Origin of the sequence: Paracoccus sp. SSK6, from assembly GCF_039770665.1 — a bacterium.
Classification (GTDB): Bacteria; Pseudomonadota; Alphaproteobacteria; order Rhodobacterales; family Rhodobacteraceae; genus Paracoccus.
The window spans coordinates 51,136-70,497 of the sequence record NZ_JBDPNJ010000011.1; the positions used below are offsets into that span (position 1 = coordinate 51,136).

General features: G+C 66.9%; 13 protein-coding genes and 1 tRNA gene. 6 read left to right on the top strand and 8 right to left on the bottom strand.

Going from position 1 to position 19,362, the window contains the following annotated elements; all coding sequences use genetic code 11:
• Positions 1–9: 9 nt before the first annotated feature.
• Complete coding sequence (gene pyc / locus AAIL68_RS09730) at positions 10–3,441, bottom strand: pyruvate carboxylase (RefSeq protein ID WP_347139580.1); 3,432 nt, start codon at positions 3,439–3,441, stop codon at positions 10–12.
• Between the two features lie 180 nt (positions 3,442–3,621).
• On the opposite strand from pyc, the gene uvrA reads away from it, so the two are divergent.
• The gene (gene uvrA / locus AAIL68_RS09735) at positions 3,622–6,474 is read left to right on the top strand and encodes an excinuclease ABC subunit UvrA (protein WP_347139581.1); all 2,853 of its coding nucleotides are present in this window, start codon (positions 3,622–3,624) and stop codon (positions 6,472–6,474) included.
• Between the two features lie 108 nt (positions 6,475–6,582).
• Here the strand turns inward: uvrA and AAIL68_RS09740 are convergent, their stop codons facing one another.
• Together AAIL68_RS09740 and AAIL68_RS09745 are read right to left on the bottom strand one after the other, a co-directional pair.
• The gene (locus AAIL68_RS09740) at positions 6,583–6,972 is read right to left on the bottom strand and encodes a hypothetical protein (protein WP_347139582.1); all 390 of its coding nucleotides are present in this window, start codon (positions 6,970–6,972) and stop codon (positions 6,583–6,585) included.
• A complete protein-coding gene (locus AAIL68_RS09745) occupies positions 6,965–7,582 on the bottom strand; it encodes a DUF5671 domain-containing protein (protein ID WP_347139583.1) in 618 nt (205 codons plus the stop codon). Before AAIL68_RS09745 ends, AAIL68_RS09740 begins: the two co-directional genes overlap by 8 nt.
• Before the next feature lie 174 nt (positions 7,583–7,756).
• On the opposite strand from AAIL68_RS09745, the gene AAIL68_RS09750 reads away from it, so the two are divergent.
• Together AAIL68_RS09750 and AAIL68_RS09755 are read left to right on the top strand one after the other, a co-directional pair.
• Positions 7,757–7,831, top strand: a tRNA-Gly gene (locus AAIL68_RS09750).
• Positions 7,832–8,159: 328 nt separating this feature from the next.
• A complete protein-coding gene (locus AAIL68_RS09755) occupies positions 8,160–8,717 on the top strand; it encodes a TetR/AcrR family transcriptional regulator (protein ID WP_347139584.1) in 558 nt (185 codons plus the stop codon).
• Between the two features lie 21 nt (positions 8,718–8,738).
• On the opposite strand, the gene AAIL68_RS09760 is transcribed toward AAIL68_RS09755, so the two are convergent.
• The gene (locus tag AAIL68_RS09760) at positions 8,739–11,231 is read right to left on the bottom strand and encodes an FAD-dependent oxidoreductase (RefSeq protein ID WP_347139585.1); all 2,493 of its coding nucleotides are present in this window, start codon (positions 11,229–11,231) and stop codon (positions 8,739–8,741) included.
• 163 nt (positions 11,232–11,394) lie between these two features.
• Between AAIL68_RS09760 and panC the strand changes: the two genes are divergently transcribed.
• Positions 11,395–12,261 carry a pantoate--beta-alanine ligase gene (gene panC, locus AAIL68_RS09765; protein WP_347139586.1) on the top strand — a complete coding sequence of 289 codons (867 nt, stop codon included), beginning with the start codon at positions 11,395–11,397 and terminating at the stop codon, positions 12,259–12,261.
• Positions 12,251–13,060: a 3-methyl-2-oxobutanoate hydroxymethyltransferase gene (gene panB / locus AAIL68_RS09770; RefSeq protein ID WP_347139587.1), complete on the top strand. Its 810-nt coding sequence runs from the start codon at positions 12,251–12,253 to the stop codon at positions 13,058–13,060. The genes panC and panB overlap by 11 nt, the downstream gene beginning before the upstream one ends.
• 3 nt (positions 13,061–13,063) lie before the next feature.
• On the opposite strand, the gene AAIL68_RS09775 is transcribed toward panB, so the two are convergent.
• Positions 13,064–14,239 (bottom strand): MFS transporter, encoded by a 1,176-nt coding sequence (locus AAIL68_RS09775; protein WP_347139588.1) that lies wholly within the window; start codon positions 14,237–14,239, stop codon positions 13,064–13,066.
• Between the two features lie 62 nt (positions 14,240–14,301).
• Entirely contained in the window at positions 14,302–15,303 is a 1,002-nt protein-coding gene (locus AAIL68_RS09780; protein ID WP_347139589.1) for a D-glycerate dehydrogenase, read from the bottom strand.
• Positions 15,304–15,473: 170 nt separating this feature from the next.
• Here AAIL68_RS09780 and AAIL68_RS09785 point away from each other — a divergent pair, with 170 nt between their 5' ends.
• A complete protein-coding gene (locus tag AAIL68_RS09785; protein ID WP_347139590.1) occupies positions 15,474–16,040 on the top strand; it encodes an SH3 domain-containing protein in 567 nt (188 codons plus the stop codon).
• 223 nt (positions 16,041–16,263) lie between these two features.
• Here the strand turns inward: AAIL68_RS09785 and AAIL68_RS09790 are convergent, their stop codons facing one another.
• Entirely contained in the window at positions 16,264–18,288 is a 2,025-nt protein-coding gene (locus tag AAIL68_RS09790; RefSeq protein ID WP_347139591.1) for a M3 family metallopeptidase, read from the bottom strand.
• Between the two features lie 23 nt (positions 18,289–18,311).
• Entirely contained in the window at positions 18,312–19,358 is a 1,047-nt protein-coding gene (gene moeB, locus AAIL68_RS09795; RefSeq protein WP_347139592.1) for a molybdopterin-synthase adenylyltransferase MoeB, read from the bottom strand.
• Positions 19,359–19,362: the final 4 nt, after the last annotated feature.

Consider the following 19,362-nt stretch of genomic DNA (forward strand, 5'->3'; position numbering starts at 1 on the left):
CGTTCCGTTTCACTCCACCTCGACCAGCAGGTCTTTCGCGTCGATCTGCTCGCCGGGGCGGACATGGATGGCCTTGATGGTGCCGTCGCGGTCGGCGTGGAGGCCGGTTTCCATCTTCATCGCCTCGATGGTCAACAGCAGGTCGCCCTGGTGGACCTTCGCGCCCGCCGTGGCCGCGACCGAGGCCACCACCCCCGGCATCGGCGCGCCGACATGGCCCGCATTCGACGGGTCGGCCTTGGGCCGCGCGGCCTTGGTGCCGGTGGCCTTGCGGTTCGGCACGCGGACCTGGCGGGGCTGGCCGTTCAGTTCGAAGAAGACCTTGACCTCGCCCTTCTCGTCCGTGTCGCCCAGGGTCAGCAGGCGGACTTCCAGCGTCTTGCCGGGGTCGATCTCGACGCTGATCTCGTCGCCCGCCTCCATGCCGTAGAAGAAGTTCCTGGTGGGCAGGGTGCGGACGGGGCCATAGGTCTCGTGCCGGGCCATGTAGTCGGTGAAGACCTTGGGATACATCAGGTAGCCGTTCAGGTCCTCATCGTCGATCTCGACACCCAGCTCGGCGGACAGCTTCGCGCGGGTCGCCTCGATGTCCACGGGCGGCAGATGCGCGCCGGGGCGGTCGGTGATCGGAGCCTCGCCCTTCAGCACCTTCCGCTGCAGCGCCTCGGGCCAGCCGCCGGGGGGCTGGCCCAGGTTGCCCTTCATCATGTCCACGACGCTGTCGGGGAAGCTGACCTCGGTGGCCGGGTCCAGCACCTGCGCGGGCGTCAGCCCCTGGGCGACCATCATCAGCGCCATGTCGCCCACCACCTTGGACGACGGCGTGACCTTCACGATATCGCCGAACATGCGGTTCACGTCGGCATAGGCCTGCGCCACCTCGTGCCAGCGGTCCTCCAGCCCCATGGAGCGTGCCTGCGCCTTGAGGTTGGTGAACTGCCCGCCCGGCATCTCGTGCAGGTAGACCTCGGAGGCCGGCGATTGCAAGCCGCTCTCGAAGGCCGCGTAGTTCTCGCGCACGCGTTCCCAGTAGTTGCTGATCTGGCGGATCGCCGCGATGTCCAGCCCGGTGTCGCGCTCGGTCCCCTCCACCGCCTCGACAATGGAGCCCAGGCAGGGCTGCGAGGTGCCGCCCGAGAAGGCGTCCATGGCCGCATCGACCGCGTCCACCCCCGCCTCGGCCGCGGCCAGGATCGTCGCGGCGGCCAGGCCCGAGGTGTCGTGGGTGTGGAAATGGACGGGCAGGCCCACCTCCTCCTTCAGCGCCTTGATCAGGATGCGCGCAGCGGCGGGTTTCAGCAGGCCCGCCATGTCCTTCAGGCCCAGCACATGGGCACCGGCGGCCTTCAGGTCCTGCGCGGTTTTCACGTAATAGGCCAGGTCATACTTGGACCGGTCGGGGTCCAGCATGTCGCCGGTATAGCAGACCGTGCCTTCGCAGATCTTGCCGGTCTCGATCACCGCGTCCATGGCGACGCGCATGTTCTCGACCCAGTTGAGGCTGTCGAAGACCCGGAACACATCGACGCCGGTGTCCGCCGCCTGCTTCACGAAGGAGACGACCACGTTGTCGGGATAGTTGGTGTAGCCCACGCCGTTGGAGGCGCGCAGAAGCATCTGCGTCATCAGGTTGGGCATCCGTTCGCGGATGTCGCGCAAACGCTGCCAGGGGCATTCCTGCAGGAAGCGGTAGGCTACGTCGAAGGTCGCTCCGCCCCAGCATTCGACGCTGAACAGTTGCGGAAGGTTCGCGGCATAGCTGGGCGCCACGCGGATCATGTCGATGGACCGCATGCGGGTCGCCAGCAGCGACTGGTGGCCGTCGCGCATGGTGGTGTCGGTCATCAAGAGGCGCGTCTGATCGGCCATCCAGTCGGCCACGGCCTGCGCGCCCTTTTCCTCCAGCAGTTGCCGCGTGCCGGGCGCGGGCTCGGCCCTGGGCGCGGGCGGCACGGGCGGGCGGGCTTGGGCGGGCGGCAGCGGGCGGCCCGCCGTCTCGGGATGGCCGTTCACGCTGATGTCGGCCAGATAGGTCAGGATCCGGGTGGCCCGGTCCTGGCGCTTGTCGAACTGGAACAGTTCGGCCGTGGTGTCGATGAACTTGGTCGTATAGGTGTCGTCGAGGAAGGTCGGGTGCTTGAGCAGGTTGATGACGAAGTCGATGTTCGTCGAAACCCCCCGCACCCGGAACTCGCGCAGCGCCCGGTCCATGCGCCGGATCGCCTGCTCGGGCGTCTGTGCCCAGGCCGTGACCTTGACCAGCAGCGAGTCGTAATAGCGCGTGATCACGCCCCCCGAATAGGCGGTGCCGCCGTCCAGGCGGATGCCGTTGCCGGTGGCCGACCGATAGGCGGTGATCCGGCCATAGTCGGGGATGAAGTTGTTCAGCGGATCCTCGGTGGTCACACGACACTGCAGCGCGTGGCCCGAGAGCGTGATGCCCTCCTGCGAGGCCACGCCGGTCGCCTCGGCCAGCGTCGCGCCCTCGGCGATGCGGATCTGGGACTGCACGATGTCGATGCCGGTGACCTCCTCGGTTACGGTATGCTCGACCTGGACGCGCGGGTTCACCTCGATGAAGTAGAACTGCTGGCTGTCCATATCCATCAGGAACTCGACCGTGCCCGCGTTCTGGTAGCCCACCGCACGGCCGATCTTCAGCGCCAGCTCGCAGACCTCGGCGCGCTGCTCGTCGGTCAGGTAGGGCGCGGGCGCGCGCTCGACGACTTTCTGGTTGCGGCGCTGCACGGTGCAGTCGCGTTCATAAAGGTGATAGAGACCGCCATGGGTGTCGCCCAGAAGCTGCACCTCGACATGGCGGGCGCGCAGGATCATCTTTTCCAGATAACCCTCGCCATTGCCGAAGGCGGCCTCGGCCTCGCGCCGGCCTTCGCGGACCTTGTCCACCAGCTCGTCCGGCCCATTGATCGGGCGCATCCCGCGTCCGCCGCCGCCCCAACTGGCCTTCAGCATCAGCGGATAGCCAATCTCGGCCGCCTCGCGCTTGATGGCCTCGAAGTCGTCGCCCAGAACCTCGGTCGCGGGAATCACCGGCACGCCCGCCGCGATCGCCACGCGCCGGGCACTGGCCTTGTCGCCAAGCGCGCGCATGGTGTCGGCACGCGGGCCGATGAAGGTGATCCCGGCAGCCTTGCAGGCGTCCACGAAGTCGGGGTTTTCCGACAGCAGGCCATAGCCCGGATGGATCGCGTCGGCGCCCGACTCCTTCGCCACCCGGATGATCTCGGGGATGGACAGATAGGCCGCCACCGGCCCCAATCCCTCGCCGATGCGATACGCCTCATCCGCCTTGAAGCGGTGCAGGCCCAGCTTGTCCTCCTCGGCATAGACGGCGACCGTCTTCTTGCCCAACTCATTGGCCGCCCGCATCACGCGGATCGCAATCTCGCCGCGGTTGGCTATCAGGATCTTTTGAAACATCGCGGTTCCCCTTCGAAGTTGGCGGGAGACTAGCGATGCTGCAGCGCAGCGCAAGCGGCACCCGAGGTCGCCTGCAACAAAAGGTTTACGCTAGGTCGTGTTCGCCTGATGTTCCCATTTTGCGGTTGCTTTTTGGAACCGCGCCCCTATCTGATGCGCTTGGTCTGCCAGGGACATGTCATGGAACAGAAGTTCATCGAGGTTCGCGGCGCGCGCGAGCATAACCTGAAGGGCGTGGACATGGACATTCCGCGCGACCAGCTGGTGGTGATCACCGGCCTGTCGGGCAGCGGCAAGTCGTCCCTCGCCTTCGACACGATCTATGCCGAGGGCCAGCGCCGCTATGTCGAAAGCCTGTCGGCCTATGCGCGCCAGTTCCTGGACATGATGGGCAAGCCGGATGTGGACCATATCAGCGGCCTGTCCCCGGCGATCAGCATCGAACAGAAGACGACCTCGAAGAACCCCCGTTCAACCGTGGGCACAGTCACGGAGATTTATGACTATCTGCGGCTGCTGTTCGCGCGCGCAGGCACGCCCTATTCCCCCGCCACCGGAATGCCGATCGAGGCGCAGCAGGTCCAGGATATGGTGGACCGGATCATGGAGATGCCGGAAGGCACGCGCGCCTATCTGCTGGCGCCCATCGTCCGGGACCGAAAGGGCGAATACAAGAAAGAATTCCTGGAGCTTCGCAAGCAAGGTTTCCAGCGGGTCAAGGTGAACGGCCAGTTCTACGAACTGGACGAGCCGCCCACCCTGGACAAGAAGTTCCGCCACGACATCGACGTGGTGGTGGACCGCATCGTCGTGCGCGAGGGGCTGGAAACGCGCCTGGCCGATTCGCTGCGAACCGCGCTGGATCTAGCCGACGGCATCGCCATCGTCGAAACGGCGGCGGATGAACCCGAGCGGACGACTTTCAGCGAAAACTTCGCCTGCCCCGTCAGCGGCTTCACCATCCCGGAAATCGAGCCCCGGCTGTTTTCCTTCAACGCGCCGTATGGCGCCTGCCCGGTCTGCGACGGGTTGGGGGCCGAACTGTTCTTCGATGAACGCCTTGTGGTCCCCGATGCCGCGCTGTCGGTGGAAAAGGGCGCGATTGCCCCCTGGGCCAAGTCGAAGTCGGCATATCTGACGCAGACGGTCAATGCGCTGGCCAAGCATTACGGGTTCGACAAGAAGACCAAATGGAAAGACCTGCCGGAAGATGTGCGGCGCATGTTCCTGCACGGATCGGGCAGCGAGGAGATCGAGTTCCGCTTTGACGACGCGGGCCGCGTCTACAACGTGCGCCGGGTGTTCGAAGGGGTGATTCCCAACATGGAACGCCGGATGCGAGAATCGGACAGCCAGTGGGTCCGGGAAGAATTCGAGCGTTACCAGAACAACCGCCCCTGCGGCGCCTGCCACGGCTACCGCCTCAAGGACGAGGCCTTGGCGGTCAAGATCGCGGGCAGCCACATCGGTCAGGTGGTCGAACTGTCGATCAAGGAGGCCCTGGCCTGGATCGAAGCCGCGCCCCAGCATCTGTCCCGCCAGAAGAACGAGATCGCCCACGCGATCCTCAAGGAAATCCGCGAGCGGCTTGGCTTCCTGGTGAACGTGGGCTTGGACTACCTGACGCTGTCGCGCGCGGCGGGCACGCTGTCGGGCGGCGAAAGCCAGCGGATCCGGCTGGCGTCGCAGATCGGCAGCGGGCTGACGGGTGTGCTGTATGTCCTGGACGAACCCTCCATCGGGCTGCACCAGCGCGACAACGACCGCTTGCTGGACACGCTGAAGGGGCTCCGCGACCAGGGCAACTCGGTCATCGTGGTGGAGCATGACGAAGATGCGATTCGCCACGCGGATTATGTCTTCGACATGGGGCCGGGCGCGGGCGTCCACGGCGGCACGGTGGTCAGCAGGGGCACGCCCGAGGAAATCGCCGCCGATCCGGCCAGCCTGACGGGACAATACCTGTCGGGCGCACGCGAAATCCCCGTCTCTGACGAACGCCGCAAGGGGAACGGCAAGGCGGTAAAGGTCGTCAAGGCCACGGGCAACAACCTCAAGGATGTCACGGCGGAGTTCCCGCTGGGCAAGTTCGTCTGCGTCACCGGTGTGTCGGGCGGCGGCAAGTCCACGCTGACCATCGAGACGCTGTTCAAGACCGCCAGCCTGCGCCTCAACGGCGCGCGCCAGACCCCTGCGCCGTGCGAGACGATCACGGGGTTGGAGCATCTGGACAAGGTCATCGACATCGACCAGCGGCCCATCGGGCGCACGCCGCGGTCGAACCCCGCGACCTATACCGGCGCCTATACGCCCATCCGCGACTGGTATGCGGGCCTGCCCGAATCGAAGGCGCGCGGATACAAGCCCGGCCGGTTCAGCTTCAACGTCAAGGGCGGCCGCTGCGAGGCCTGCCAGGGCGACGGCGTCATCAAGATCGAGATGCACTTCCTGCCCGATGTCTACGTCACCTGCGAGACCTGCAAGGGCAAGCGCTATAACCGCGAAACGCTGGAGGTGCTGTTCAAGGGCAAGTCCATCGCCGACGTGCTGGACATGACGGTCGAGGACGCGCAGGGCTTCTTTTCCGCCGTTCCCGCCATCCGCAACAAGATGGACGCGCTGATGGAGGTGGGCCTCGGCTACGTCAAGGTCGGCCAGCAGGCCACCACCCTGTCGGGGGGCGAGGCGCAGCGCGTCAAGCTTGCCAAGGAACTGTCGCGCCAGTCCACCGGCAAGACGCTGTACATCCTGGATGAACCAACCACCGGCCTGCATTTCGAGGATGTGCGCAAGCTGCTGGAGGTGCTGCACCGGCTGGTGGACCAGGGCAATACGGTGGTGGTGATCGAACACAACCTGGATGTCATCAAGACCGCCGACTGGATCATCGACATCGGCCCCGAAGGCGGCGACGGCGGCGGGCGCATTGTCGCGACCGGCACGCCCGAGGACGTGGCGAAGGTTCCCCAAAGCCATACGGGCCGCTATCTGGCACCGATGCTGCGGCCTGCGCGGGTCCGGGCGGCGGAATAGGCGGTCCTACAGCATTTCGGCAATCCCCTGACTTGCCGAAATGCTGTAGGCTTTTGTTTTTGCGCATTTTCGGACGCAAAACCGGGATCCGCTTTTGCTGAAAATGCTTTAGCCGGGCTGCCCGACCACAATCCGCTGAACGGTGCAGCCCGATTCGTCGCGGCCCAGGTCGGGCAAGTCCGGCTGCGTCTCGAACCCGGCGCAAAGGCGGACGCTGTCGGGCGCGACCAGTTCGATCCGGTAGGGGCCGCCGGTAAAGGGGTCGGCCAGGCGCGGCGTCATCGGGCAGGCTTCGGTGGGCGTCGGGTCGGTGCCCACTCGGCCCGCCTGCTGCGCCTTGCAGAACAGCAGCGACTGGATTTCGGACAGGTCGCGCTGACGTGTGCCGTCGCGCTTTTCCGCCCTGCCCTGCGCCGGTCCGCCGGTCGCGACAATGCCCGCGACCAGAACCGCCAGTGACAGCGCCGTCAGCGCCCAGACGGGCCAGGGCCTAGCCATCCAGATCCTCGCGATAGCAACCGGCGACCAGCAGACCTGTCACGGCAACCAGGGCGCATTTCGCCGCCAGCCGGGGCGTCAGGTCGCCCGACAGGAAGGCATAGACGACCGACACGACATCGCCCAGCAGCACCAGGGCGGCGGCAAGGATCGTAACCGAGGCAAAGACGCGCCGCGCCTGCGACCGCCGCCGCTGATCGCCCTGCCCCATGCGTCGGGCCATGCGGTGGTCCAGCACCACGAACAGCGGCAGGAAGGCCAGGATGGCGGCGATGGAAAAGCGCATGGACCAGCGGTCGGGCGCGGCGCTTTCGGCAAGGTCGGGGATGGCCCGGTCGATGACCTGGAACCCAAGGCTCAGGACATGGAAGCAGACCAGCACCAGGGCGATCATCAGCAGCGCGTAAAGCATCGCCTCGCGCGCCGAGACATAGGGGCGCGGACGCGGCACCGGCGGCAGGCCGCCCCCGTCCTGCCAGGCTGACATCGCGCCCTCGATTTCCGGTGCCGTCCAGCCGGCCTGTTGCAGCGCGGCACGGATGCGCGTGCCCTCATGCCCCGCTGCCAGGGCATCGCGCACGAAGTCTGATAACTGCTCGGCTGCGGCCATGGGTTTTTCCCCTGCTTATGGCCCGCAGGTTCACGTGCCTTGCAGGCCTCTGTCAACGCCCGCAAAAATTTCGTCACAAAGATGATTTTTCCTCTTGCACCCCCCGCCGCAGTCCCATAAATCACCGCTCACCGAAGGCGAGACAGTAAGACGAAGCGCCCGAGGGAACAGGATGCGGGCGTAGCTCAGGGGTAGAGCATAACCTTGCCAAGGTTAGGGTCGTGAGTTCGAATCTCATCGCCCGCTCCAAAAACAAAAAGGCCGGACCTTCGGGTCCGGCCTTTTTGTTTTGGCACTGCGCGAAATTCAGGAAGCAGGGACAGCATGTTATGCAGTTGCATGTTCTGCAATGGTCGTGACATATACGTCCCAGCGGACTCTGGCCTGCTACGTGCAAAAACAAGACGATGAACAAGATCCAGACCAGAGTCTTGGACGAGCGACCCAGAACCAACTACGCAAACAGTGAAGGCGTGCTTGTCTTCCTCACACGCATGCCATTAACATACCGGGACGCCCGACCATTCAACATTGTCTTTACACTGTCAAGTTGGGGGCAAGAAGGTAAGAGGGTAAGATGCCGACCCGTGGCGAATTGCCCCAACTCTTGATCCAGGCCGGCCTGTCCCTTCTGGACGAGGAAGGTGCCGAAGGTCTTACGCTGCGCCGGATTGCCGCACGCGCGGGCGTGTCCCATGCCGCCCCCGCCCATCATTTCGGCGGCCTGCCGGGGTTGAAGGTCGCCATCGCGACACATGGTTTCCAGACCTTTCTGGGTGATCTGGCCGCGGCCCGCGACAGTCTTCCCCAAGGCACCGACCCCTTCCAGGTGCTGCTGACGGTGAACCTGGCCTATATCCGCTTTGCAGAATCGCGCAGGGCGCTGTTCCGGCTGATGTTCGACCAACTGCCCACGCAGGATCCTGACCTGCACAAGAGCGTCTTGGCCAGCTATTTCCTGCTGAAGGATCTCTGCGCGGCCCTTGTGACGGACCGCCCGGCGGTCCCGCTTCTCACCGCAGTCTGGGCCCTGACCCATGGCTATGCGGCGCTGAACATGGACAGCGCCTATCCACCCGGATCGCCGGTCCAGCTTTCGACATATGAAGACGCCCTGCGCCTGCTGGTCGGCTGACCGGCAGGCGCAGGCTATCGTTCAGCCGTCCACGCGGATGCGGGCGTTTGTGGGGTCGTAGGGGCTGTCCTCGGTCACTTCGGCGTCCCACAACTCGCGGAACATGCGGACCTTCAGCTTCGTGCCGGGCGCCGCCAGGTCGGGGCGGACATAGCCCATGCCGATCTGCTTGCCGAAGGCCACCGAATAGCCGCCCGAGGTCAGGCGCCCGACCCTCGCGCCGTCGAGGAAGATCCCCTCGCGCCCCCAAGGATCGGCGTCCTGCGGCCCGTCGATCAGCAGCGTGACGCACATCGACCGGATGCCCTTGGCCTCCATCGCGGCCTTGCCACGGAAGTCCTTGGACAGGTCCACGAAGCGGTCCAGCCCGGCCTCCAGCGGGGTCGCGTCGCGGCCCAGTTCCGTCCCGAAGGCGCGATAGGATTTTTCCTGCCGCAGCCAGTTCTGCGCCCGTGCGCCCACCAGCGTCATGCCCAGCGGCTCGCCCGCCTCCATCAACTGGTCGAACAGGTGGTTCTGCATCTCGATCGGGTGGTGCAGTTCCCAGCCAAGCTCGCCCGTATAGGCGACGCGGATGGCGTTGACAGGCACCATGCCCAGCTCGATCTGTTTCGCCGACAGCCAGGGGAAGCGCTTGTTCGACAGCGCGGTTTCCGGCTGCGCGTCGCGGATCAGCTTGGCCAGGATGTCGCGGGACGCCGGACCCGCCAGGGCAAAGACGCCCCACTGCGTCGTCACATCCTGGATGCTGACGTATTCGCCGCCCGCAGCCATGAAGTCCTCGGCCGACTTGACCAGGTGATCGCCGTCATAGGCCGCCCAGGCTCCTGCCGACACAAGGTAATAGCTGTCCTCGGCCAGGCGGACGATGGTGTATTCGGTCCGCGTCGTGCCCGCCTCGGTCAGCGCATAGGTCAGGTTGATGCGGCCGACCTTGGGCAGCTTGTTGGTGGTCAGCCAGTCGAGGAAGGCCGTCGCACCCGGCCCCTTGACCATGTGCTTGGCAAAGGCGGTCGCGTCGATCAGGCCCGCCGCATTGCGGATCGCCTCGGCCTCGGCCTTGGCATATTGCCACCAGCCGCCCCGGCGGAAGCTGCGCGATGCGTGGTCGTCGAAGTTCTGCGGACCGTAGTAGTTTGGACGCTCCCAGCCATTTACATGACCGAACTGCGCGCCGCGCGCCTTCTGCCGGTCATAGGCGGGCGAGGTGCGCAGCGGGCGGCAGGCTTCGCGTTCCTCATCCGGGTGGTGCAGGATGAAGACGTGTTCATAGGCTTCCTCGTTCTTGCGAGCCGCGTATTCGGTCGTCATCCAGCCGCCATAGCGGCGCGGATCCAGCGATGCCATGTCGATCTCGGCCTCGCCCTCGACCATCATCTGGGTCAGGTAATGGCCGACGCCGCCCGCCGCCGTGATCCCGAAGCTGAAGCCTTCGGCCAGCCACATGTTGCGCAACCCGGGCGCGGGGCCGACCAGCGGATTGCCGTCGGGCGTATAGCAGATCGGGCCGTTGTAGTCGTCCTTCAGCCCCACGGTTTCCGAGGTCGGCAGACGGTGGATCATCGACATGTATTCTTCCTCGATCCGTTCCAGATCCAGCGGGAACAGGTCGGCGCGGAAGGATTCGGGCACGTCATACAGGAACCGCGCCGGGGCGTTGCGCTCATACGGCCCAAGGATCCAGCCGCCGCGTTCCTCGCGCACATACCATTTCGCGTCGGCATCCCGCAGGACAGGGTGCTCGGGGTTGCCCTCGGCGCGCCACTTCACCAGGGCCGGATCGGGCTCGGTGACGATATACTGGTGCTCGACCGGGATCGCAGGGATCTTGATGCCCAGCAGGCGCGCGGTGCGCTGCGCGTGGTTGCCGGTGGCGGTCACGACATGCTCGGCCCGGATCTCGAAGGTTTCGCCCGATCCGACGAGGTTGCCGCCCTTTTCCACCAGCTTCTCGCAGGTGACGATCCATTCGGACCCGGTCCATTTGTAGCCGTTGACCTGAATCTTGCGCTCGATGGTGGCGCCGGCCATGCGCGCGCCCTTGGCCATGGCCTGCGTCACGTCGGCGGGGTTGATATAGCCGTCGGTCGGGTGGAACAGCGCGCCCTTCAGATCCTCGGTGCGCACCAGCGGCCAGCGGTCCTTGATCTGCTGCGGCGTCAGGAACTCATGCTCGATCCCGACCGTCTCGGCGGTGGCGGAATACAGCATGTATTCGTCCATCCGACCTTGGGTCTGCGCCATGCGCAGGTTGCCGCAGCGGGTGAAGCCCGCGTTCAGCCCGGTCTGCGCTTCCAGTTCCGCATAAAGCTTGACCGAATAGTCGTGAATATGGGTCGTCGCATAGCCCATGTTGAACAGCGGCAGCAGGCCTGCCGCGTGCCAGGTGGATCCGGCCGTCAGCTCGTCGCGCTCGACCAGCATCACCTCCCACCCGGCGCGGGCCAGATGGAGCGCGATGCCGCAGCCGACCGCGCCGCCTCCGACGACAAGAACCTTCACATGCGACTTCATTCGCGCGACTCCTTGGTGTGTTGTTGGGTCGTTACTGCCACGGACGCCGCCCGCCGTTCCGATAGGCCCGACCTATAATGGCCAAAAACGACATGCTGCAACGCAGCACTTGTGCGAATCCGTCACCGTCCATTAGGGTGCGCGCCACCAAAGGGGGGACGGGATGCAGATCTGCCGCGACAAGGGGGCGATGCGCAACTGGCGTGGGCAGGCGGGCCGCGTGGCCTTGGTGCCGACGATGGGCGCGCTGCATGACGGGCACCTGTCGCTGGTAGCCCATGCCCGCGCCTGGCTGGACGCGCAGGGCGGCGGGCGCGTGGTCACGTCGATCTTCGTGAACCCCACGCAATTCGGTCCGAACGAGGATCTGGCGACCTATCCACGGGATGAGGAAAACGACATCGCCCTGCTGGAACAGGCGGGTTGCGACGCGGTGTTCCTGCCCTCGGTTGCCGAGATCTACCGCCCCGGCGCGCAGACGGTGGTCGAGGTGACAGACCTGTCGCGGATGCTGATGGGCCGCTTGCGTCCCGGCCATTTCCGGGGTGTGGCGACGGTCGTGACAAAACTTTTCAACATCGTGCAGCCCGACGCTGCGGCCTTTAGGGAAAAAGACTACCAGCAGCTTGCCGTGATCCGGCAGATGGTCGCGGACCTGGACGTGCCGGTCGAGATCCTGCCCGTCCCCACCGTACGCGAATCCGACGGGCTTGCCATGTCGTCGCGCAACCGCCGCCTGTCGCCCGCCGAACGCGCCGCCGCGCCGGTGCTGAACCGCGCTTTGGACCGGGCCGCGCAGATGGTGGCCGATGGCGCGGGCCTGTCCGCCGTCCGCGCCGAGCTGCGCCGCATCATCGGGGCGGAACCCCTGGCCCAGATCCGTTCCATCGACATCCGCGACGCCGCCACCCTGTCGCGCATCGCCACCATCCAGGCGCCCGTGGTGATCCTGCTGGCCGTCCGCTTTGGCGAGGTGCTGCTGATCGACCAGCGTGTCGCCCTTCCGAAAGGCGCCCCCCATGTCCGTTGAAACCCGCATCAAGCGCGTCACCGCGCCAGAACTCGCGTCCCGCAAGGGCGCCATGCCCGTCGTCGCGCTGACCGCCTATACCGCGCCGATGGCGGCCGTCGTCGATGTCCATGCCGACCTGATCCTGGTCGGCGACAGCTTGGGCATGGTGATCCACGGCTTGCCCTCGACCGTGGGGGTGACGATGGAGATGATGATCCTGCACGGCCAGGCGGTGGTCCGGGGCAGCCGCCGGGCCATGGTGGTGGTCGACATGCCCTTCGGCAGCTACGAGGAAAGCCCCCAGCAGGCCTTCCGAAACGCCGCGCGTATCATGGGAGAGACGGGCTGCGGTGCGGTGAAGCTGGAAGGCGGCAGCCGCATGGCCCCCACCGTCCGGTTCCTGACCGAACGCGGCATCCCGGTGATGGGCCATGTGGGGCTGCTGCCGCAAACCACGCATACCCTCGGCGGTTTCAAGACGCAGGGACGCGATCCGGCCAGTTGGCCGCAGCATATCCAGGATGCCGCCGATGTCGCGCAGGCGGGCGCCTTCGCCATCGTGGTCGAAGGCGTGGTCGAACCCTTGGCCGACCGCATCACCGAGGCCGTGCCGGTGCCCACAATCGGCATCGGCGCATCCGCCCGCTGCGACGGGCAGATCCTGGTCCTCGACGACATGCTGGGCCTGAGCGACCGCGTGCCGCGCTTCGTGCGCCGGTTCGCCGACCTAGGCGCGCAGGCGGATCAGGCCATCGTGGCCTATGCGGCAGCGGTGCGCGAGCGGAGCTTTCCCGGCGATGAGAACGTCTATCGGTGAAGCCTAGCCTGCCTCGGTGAAATCGGCGGTCCGCGCCAGGCGCGACAGCGTCAGCGGCACCAGCAACAGCAGCGACAGGCCCAGATAGATGACGGAAAAGCTGGCATGTTCCGCCAGGAAGCCGATGCTGCCGGGCGCCAGCAGGATCCCGGAATAGCCCATGGTGGTGACGACCGACAGCCCGATGCCATGCGCCAGTCCCGGCACGTTGCCCGCCGCCGAAAAGGCGATCGGCACCATGTTGGCAATGCCGATGCCCGCCAGACCGAAGCCCGCGATGGCAGCCCAGGGCACGGGCGCCAGCGCCGCCAGCGCCAGCCCCGCCATGGCGATCAGCGCACTGGTGCACAGCGTCCTGACGGCACCAAAGCGCCCCCTGATCCCGTCTCCCAGAAAGCGCATGACGGCCATCGTGCCCGCGCAGGCGGCAAAGCCCCATCCCGCCACCGCCAGCGAGGCTCCCATTTCCCGCTGCAGATAGACCGCCGCCCAGTCCAGGATCGCCCCTTCCGGGATCATGCAGGCCAGCGCCATCACCCCGATCAGATAGGGGAGCGGCGTGCGCGGCAGGCGCAGCGGCTGGTGCCTGTGTTCCCCCGCCGGATTGTCGTGCAGCAGGTGGGGGAACGCCAGGGTCAGGACAATAGCGACGGCCAGCGTCACGATGACCGCATGGGTCAGCTCGCCCAGGGTCTGGATCGCCATTCCCCCCAGTCCGGCCCCGGTCAGTCCGCCAAGGGACCAGAAGCCGTGGCAGGACGACATGATGGCCCGCCGCCGGGCGCGTTCCACCGCGATCGCATTGGCGTTCATCGCCACGTCCATGCCCCCGATCAAGCCGCCGAAGGCCAGCACCGTCATGGCGGCGGCCCAGGCAGTGGGGGCAAGCGAGATCCAGATCAGGCTGGGCGTGAACAGGGCGGCCGCCAGCTTGACCGCATGGGCCGACCCGCGCCGCGCGACAAGACCGCCGAACACCGGCATCAGGCAGACCGATCCAATCCCAAGCGCCAGGACAAGCAGCCCGGCCACGGATTCGCCGATCCCCAGCCGCGCCATCATGGCGGGCAGCTTCGGCGCCCAGCTTCCGACCACAAGGCCGTTTGCAAAGAACAGCGCCGACACCGCCCACCGTGCCTGGCTTCCCACAAGGGCCGTGCGGGCCATGTTCCGCCTCATCTTCTGTGCAAGAATATCCCGGGGGGAGTCCCCGGCACGGGGACGGGGGCAGCGCCCCCGCCTTACAGCATCGACGGCACGACCAAGTCCGGCGGCCGATGCCCGTCAGCGAAGGTCTTGATGTTGATGATGACCTTTTCGCCCATCTCAGCACGGCCCTCGACCGTGGCGCTACCCATATGCGGCAGCAGGACCACGTTTGGCAATTCGCGCAGGCGGGGGTTGATCTCGTGCCCATGCTCGAACACGTCAAGGCCCGCGCCTGCGATTTCCCCCGCGCGCAGCATCCGGGTCAGGGCGTTTTCGTCGATCACCTCGCCGCGCGAGGTGTTGACCACCACCGCCGTGGGCTTCAGCAGCTTCAGCCGCCGCGCGTTCAGCAGATGGAAGGTGGATGGCGTATGCGGCGCGTTCACGCTGATGATGTCCATCCGCGCCAGCATCTGGTCCAGGCTTTCCCAATAGGTCGCCTGCAATTCCTGCTCGATCTCGGGGCGCAAGCGCTTGCGGTTGTGGTAATGGACCTGCATCCCGAAGACATTGGCCCGCCGCGCCACCGCCTGTCCGATCCGGCCCATGCCCAGGATGCCCAGGCGGCGCCCGCCGACGCGGCCGCCCAGATGCGCGGTGGGCGCCCAGCCGCCCCAGCGGCCCGCCTGCATTTCCGCCATGCCTTCGGGGATGCGGCGGGTGACGCCCAGGATCAGGGCCATGACCATGTCGGCCGTGTCCTCGGTCACGACGCCGGGGGTGTTGGTGACCAGGATGCCGCGCTGCCGGGCGGAATGAACGTCGATGTGGTCCACCCCCGCGCCGTAATTGGCGATCAGCTTCAGCCGCTCGCCCGCCTGGGCCAGCATGTTGGCGTCGATATGGTCGGTCACGGTGGGCACCAGCACATCCACCCCGCGCATCGCGGCCGCCAGATCGTCGCGCGACATCCGGGCGTCGTCATCGCGCAGCACCACGTCGAACAGTTCCTTCATGCGCGTCTCGACCGCCTCGGGCAGGCGGCGCGTCACGGCGACGCGCAGTTTCTGGCGCGAGGGTTGAGGGCTGTGCATGATGGCCTCACTTTCTCGATGTCATGTCGGGGCGGCCTTTCAAAAGGACGCCGATTTTGGCAAACTGCCCGCGATATGGGGCAGGCACAAGACCCCATCGGGGCGCCTTGCGGCCCCGGCAAAAGGGGCAGAACGGATCGCCAAGAGTGGTCGGCAGGAACGGACGGAACATGCGGATACGGACGCTATTGGGTGGCGGGGCAGCGATTGTGGCGGCATCGGTGGGGCTGGCTCTGGCGCAGGCGGACGGCGTGCCGCAATCGGCGGACGCCCGGATCGTCCGTGTGCAGGACGAAGGCGCCGGAGTGGCGCGTGGTCCCGTCACCAACCTTCCGGTGCCGCGCTATGTCAGCCTGAAGGGATCGGAAGGCAACGCGCGGCGCGGCCCCAGCCTGTCGCACCGCATCGACTGGGTGTTCCGCCACGCCGGGATGCCGCTGCGCGTGGTCGCCGAATTCGGGCACTGGCGCCGGGTCGAGGACAAGGACGGCGCCGGGGGCTGGATCCACTATGCCCTCCTGTCGGGCGTGCGCACCGCTCTGGTGACGCAGGACATGGTCGAGTTGCGGAGCCGTCCGCACCAGGACGCCGACATCGTGGCACGCGCCGAAATGGGCGCCATCGTCCGCCTGGGCGAATGCAACCCCGGCTGGTGCCGCGTGTCGGGCGGCGGCCAGCGGGGCTGGGTGCCGAAATCCGCGATCTGGGGCGTGGATCCCGATGAGGTGCGGGACTGAGAGAAACCCGGCGGGACAAGGAAACGCATGCGTTTCCCCGCCGGCGTGAGCTGGTTCCGCCAGAAACGTCGCCACCCTGAACCCCGTAGGCCGACGCCCGACCCGGTGGGCGAGAAGCGCCCGCCTAGGGGCGGGGCGGGCTTTTGAAACCCGGCGGCACGGGTGGATAGGCCATCACGTGGCGAAGGCGATGGCCTTCGCCAGTCGGGTGTTGTAAAGCCTTTTACGCCAGCCCCCGCCCTCGCAGCAACGCATCCACCCCCGGCATCCGCTGCCTGAAGGCCAGCCACAACTGGTCCGCCGGGGCGGATCCACCGCGCGACAGGATCGTCTCCTCCAGCCGCCGCGCGGTGGCCGGGTCGAAGATGTCGCCCGTCTCCTCGAAGGCGGCGAAGGCGTCGGCGTCCATCACCTCGGACCACATGTAGCTGTAATAGCCGCTGGCATAGCTGTCTCCGCTGAAGACATGGCTGAAATGCGGCGTGGCATGGCGCATGGGGATGGCCGCTGGCGCGTCCAGACCCGCCAGCACCTGCGCCTGTTCGGCCATGGGATCGGCGGGCGGATCGCCCCGGTGGAAGGCCAGATCGACAAGCGCGCTTTCCAGGTATTCGGTCGTCGAGAACCCCGCATCCGCCTTGCCTGCCGCCAGCAGCCGGTCGCGCAGATCGGCAGGCAGCGGCTGACCCGTCTGGTAATGCCGCGCATGGGCATCCAGAACGGCGGGCTGTTCAAGCCAGTGTTCGTAAAGCTGGCTGGGCAGCTCCACGAAATCCTGTGCGACCGCCGTGCCCGAGATCGAGGGCCAGGTCACGTCCGACAGGATGTGATGCGTCGCATGGCCGAATTCGTGGAACAGCGTGCGCGCATCGTCCCAGGACAGGAAGGCGGGCGCGCCGGGCTGTTCGGGTGGAGTAAAGTTGCAGACATTCACTACGATGGGCCGCTGGCCTGCGGCGATCTTGTGCTGGACCTGCAGGGACGAACACCAGGCGCCCGACCGTTTCGAGGGCCGCGCGAAGTAATCGCCCACGAAGATCGCCATCAGTTGCCCGTCCCGCGTGATCCGCCAGGCGCGGGCATCGGGCGACCACAGGGGCTCATCGAAGGGCTGGAACTCCAACCGGAACAGGCGGTGCGCCACATCCATCATGGCCGCCAGCATCGCGTCCAACGTCAGGTAGGGCTTTACCTGATCCGCGTCGAAGTCATGCTCCTGCCGCCGCAGGCGTTCCGCATAGAACCGCCAGTCCCAGGGTTCCAGGGCGCCGTTCACGCCGTCCTCGCGCAGCATGGCGGCCAGCTTGGCCCCGTCGCTGGCGGCGCGCTGGCGGGCAGGCTGCCAGACCTGCCCCAGCAGGTCGGCCACGCGGTCGGCGCTGCCCGCCATCTCGGGCTCCAGCTTGAAGGCGGCGAAGTCGGCATAGCCCAGCAGGCGCGCGCGTTCGTTCCGCAGGGCCAGGATTTCCGTGACCAGCGGCAGGTTGTCCGTCCCCTCGCCCCCGGCACCCTGCCCGGTGCCCCGTGCGGTCCAAGCGCGGAAAGCCACCTCGCGCAGCGCGCGGTCGCTGGCATATTCCAGGAAGGGCACGATCAGCGACCGGGACAGGGTGACGACCTGCCCCCCTGTCCCCCGCGCCACTGCCGCCGCGCGCATGGATTGCAGCAGCCAGTCGGGCAGGCCCGCCAGCCGGTCATCGGGGATTTGCAGGACGTAATCGCGTTCGTCCGCCAGCACGTTCTGCGAAAACTGTGTGGTCAGCACGGCCATGCGGGCGCGGATCTCGGCCATGCGGTCGCGCGCCGCGCCCTTCAGCCCGGCACCTGATCGGGTCAGCCCACGCAAGGCCAGTTCGGTAATACGGCGGTCTTCGGGCGGCAGGTCGCCTGCCATGGCCATAACCGCCTTCACGCGGGCATAAAGGCGCGGGTCCATGCCTGTCTTGCTGTTATAGGCCGCAAGCCGGGGGGCGAAGTCGCGTTGCAGCGCCTCTCGCGCGGGGTTCGAATCGGTGCTGGCCAGCGTGTAGAAGATCGACAACACGCGGTTCAGCCCATCCTCGGCTGTTTCCATCGCGGCGACCGTGTTGGCGAAGGTCGGCGCGTCGGGATTGGCCGCGATCGCCTCCATCGCGGCCTCGGCGGCGGCCAGTTCGCGGTCGAAGGCGGGGGCGAAATCAGTGTCGGCGATCAGGTCGAAGCGGGGCAGCCCCTCGGGGCCGGTCCAGCGGGTCAGGTCAGAGTTCATGGCGCCTCCTTGTTGCCATGAACCTAAGGGGCGGGCGCGCCGCCTTCCAGACCCGATCCGCAGACCGGGCAATCCGGGCGCCGTGCCGTGCCGATCATACGGCTTTCGCCGTAAAGCCCGTCGAAAATCAGCATCCGCCCGCGCAATCCCTGCCCCGCGCCGGTCAGGTGCTTGATCGCCTCAAGCGCCATCAGGCTGCCGACGACGCCGGGCAAGGGGCCGATCACGCCTGCCTCGGCACAAGGCGGCGCAAGGCCCGGTGCCGGGGCCGTGGGGAACAGGCAGGCGAGGCACGGCCCGCCCCGCGCGGGATCGTACATCGTGACCTGCCCTTCCCATTGCGCAATCGCCCCGGCGATCAACGGGACGCGGGCCGCGACGCAGGCGAGGTTGACCGCCTGCCGGACGGCAAAGCTGTCGGTGCCGTCAAGGACAAGATCGTGCTGCGCGACCAGATCGGCGTCAGCCTCGGTGATGCGGCGCGGCAGGGCCGTGACAGTGACATGCGGGTTCAGCGCGCGCATCGCATTGCCTGCAGCTTCGGCCTTGAGTTCCCCGCGATTGTCGCCGCGAAAGATCACCTGTCGTTGCAGGTTCGACAGGCTGACGCGATCATCATCCGCGACCGTGATGCGCCCCACGCCCGCCGCCGCCAGGTAAAGGCAGACCGGCGCCCCCAACCCGCCCGCGCCGACCACCAGCACGCGCGCGTCGCGCAGGCGCATCTGGCCGGGGCCGCCGATCTCTCGCAGGACCAAATGGCGGGCATAGCGGTCCAGTTCGGCGTCGGACATCCCCGTCTGCGGAAGGGCGGGCGCTTCGACCGGCATCGCCCGCGCGCGAAGCCGCCCCAGCGCCGCGCGATAGGCCAGCACCAGTGCCGCCAATCCGCCCGCCACCAGCCAGCCGCGCGCCGATCCGCCAAGCGTCGCCCCGATGCCGGGTGCGACCAGATGCGCAAGAACGATGGCGGCCCAGATCAGGGCCAGAACTGCCAGCGTCACGCGACGGGGCAGCCCGAAGACCCATCCCGCCACCGCAATCCCGATCAGCAGCCACAGCCCCGTCATCGCC

Coding starts and splice junctions, on each gene's coding strand:
- pyc (WP_347139580.1), bottom strand. CDS start 3,441: ATGTTTCAAAAGATCCTGATAGCCAACCGCGGCGAGATTGCGATCCGC.
- uvrA (WP_347139581.1), top strand. CDS start 3,622: ATGGAACAGAAGTTCATCGAGGTTCGCGGCGCGCGCGAGCATAACCTG.
- AAIL68_RS09740 (WP_347139582.1), bottom strand. CDS start 6,972: ATGGCTAGGCCCTGGCCCGTCTGGGCGCTGACGGCGCTGTCACTGGCG.
- AAIL68_RS09745 (WP_347139583.1), bottom strand. CDS start 7,582: ATGGCCGCAGCCGAGCAGTTATCAGACTTCGTGCGCGATGCCCTGGCA.
- AAIL68_RS09755 (WP_347139584.1), top strand. CDS start 8,160: ATGCCGACCCGTGGCGAATTGCCCCAACTCTTGATCCAGGCCGGCCTG.
- AAIL68_RS09760 (WP_347139585.1), bottom strand. CDS start 11,231: ATGAAGTCGCATGTGAAGGTTCTTGTCGTCGGAGGCGGCGCGGTCGGC.
- panC (WP_347139586.1), top strand. CDS start 11,395: ATGCAGATCTGCCGCGACAAGGGGGCGATGCGCAACTGGCGTGGGCAG.
- panB (WP_347139587.1), top strand. CDS start 12,251: ATGTCCGTTGAAACCCGCATCAAGCGCGTCACCGCGCCAGAACTCGCG.
- AAIL68_RS09775 (WP_347139588.1), bottom strand. CDS start 14,239: ATGAGGCGGAACATGGCCCGCACGGCCCTTGTGGGAAGCCAGGCACGG.
- AAIL68_RS09780 (WP_347139589.1), bottom strand. CDS start 15,303: ATGCACAGCCCTCAACCCTCGCGCCAGAAACTGCGCGTCGCCGTGACG.
- AAIL68_RS09785 (WP_347139590.1), top strand. CDS start 15,474: ATGCGGATACGGACGCTATTGGGTGGCGGGGCAGCGATTGTGGCGGCA.
- AAIL68_RS09790 (WP_347139591.1), bottom strand. CDS start 18,288: ATGAACTCTGACCTGACCCGCTGGACCGGCCCCGAGGGGCTGCCCCGC.
- moeB (WP_347139592.1), bottom strand. CDS start 19,358: ATGACGGGGCTGTGGCTGCTGATCGGGATTGCGGTGGCGGGATGGGTC.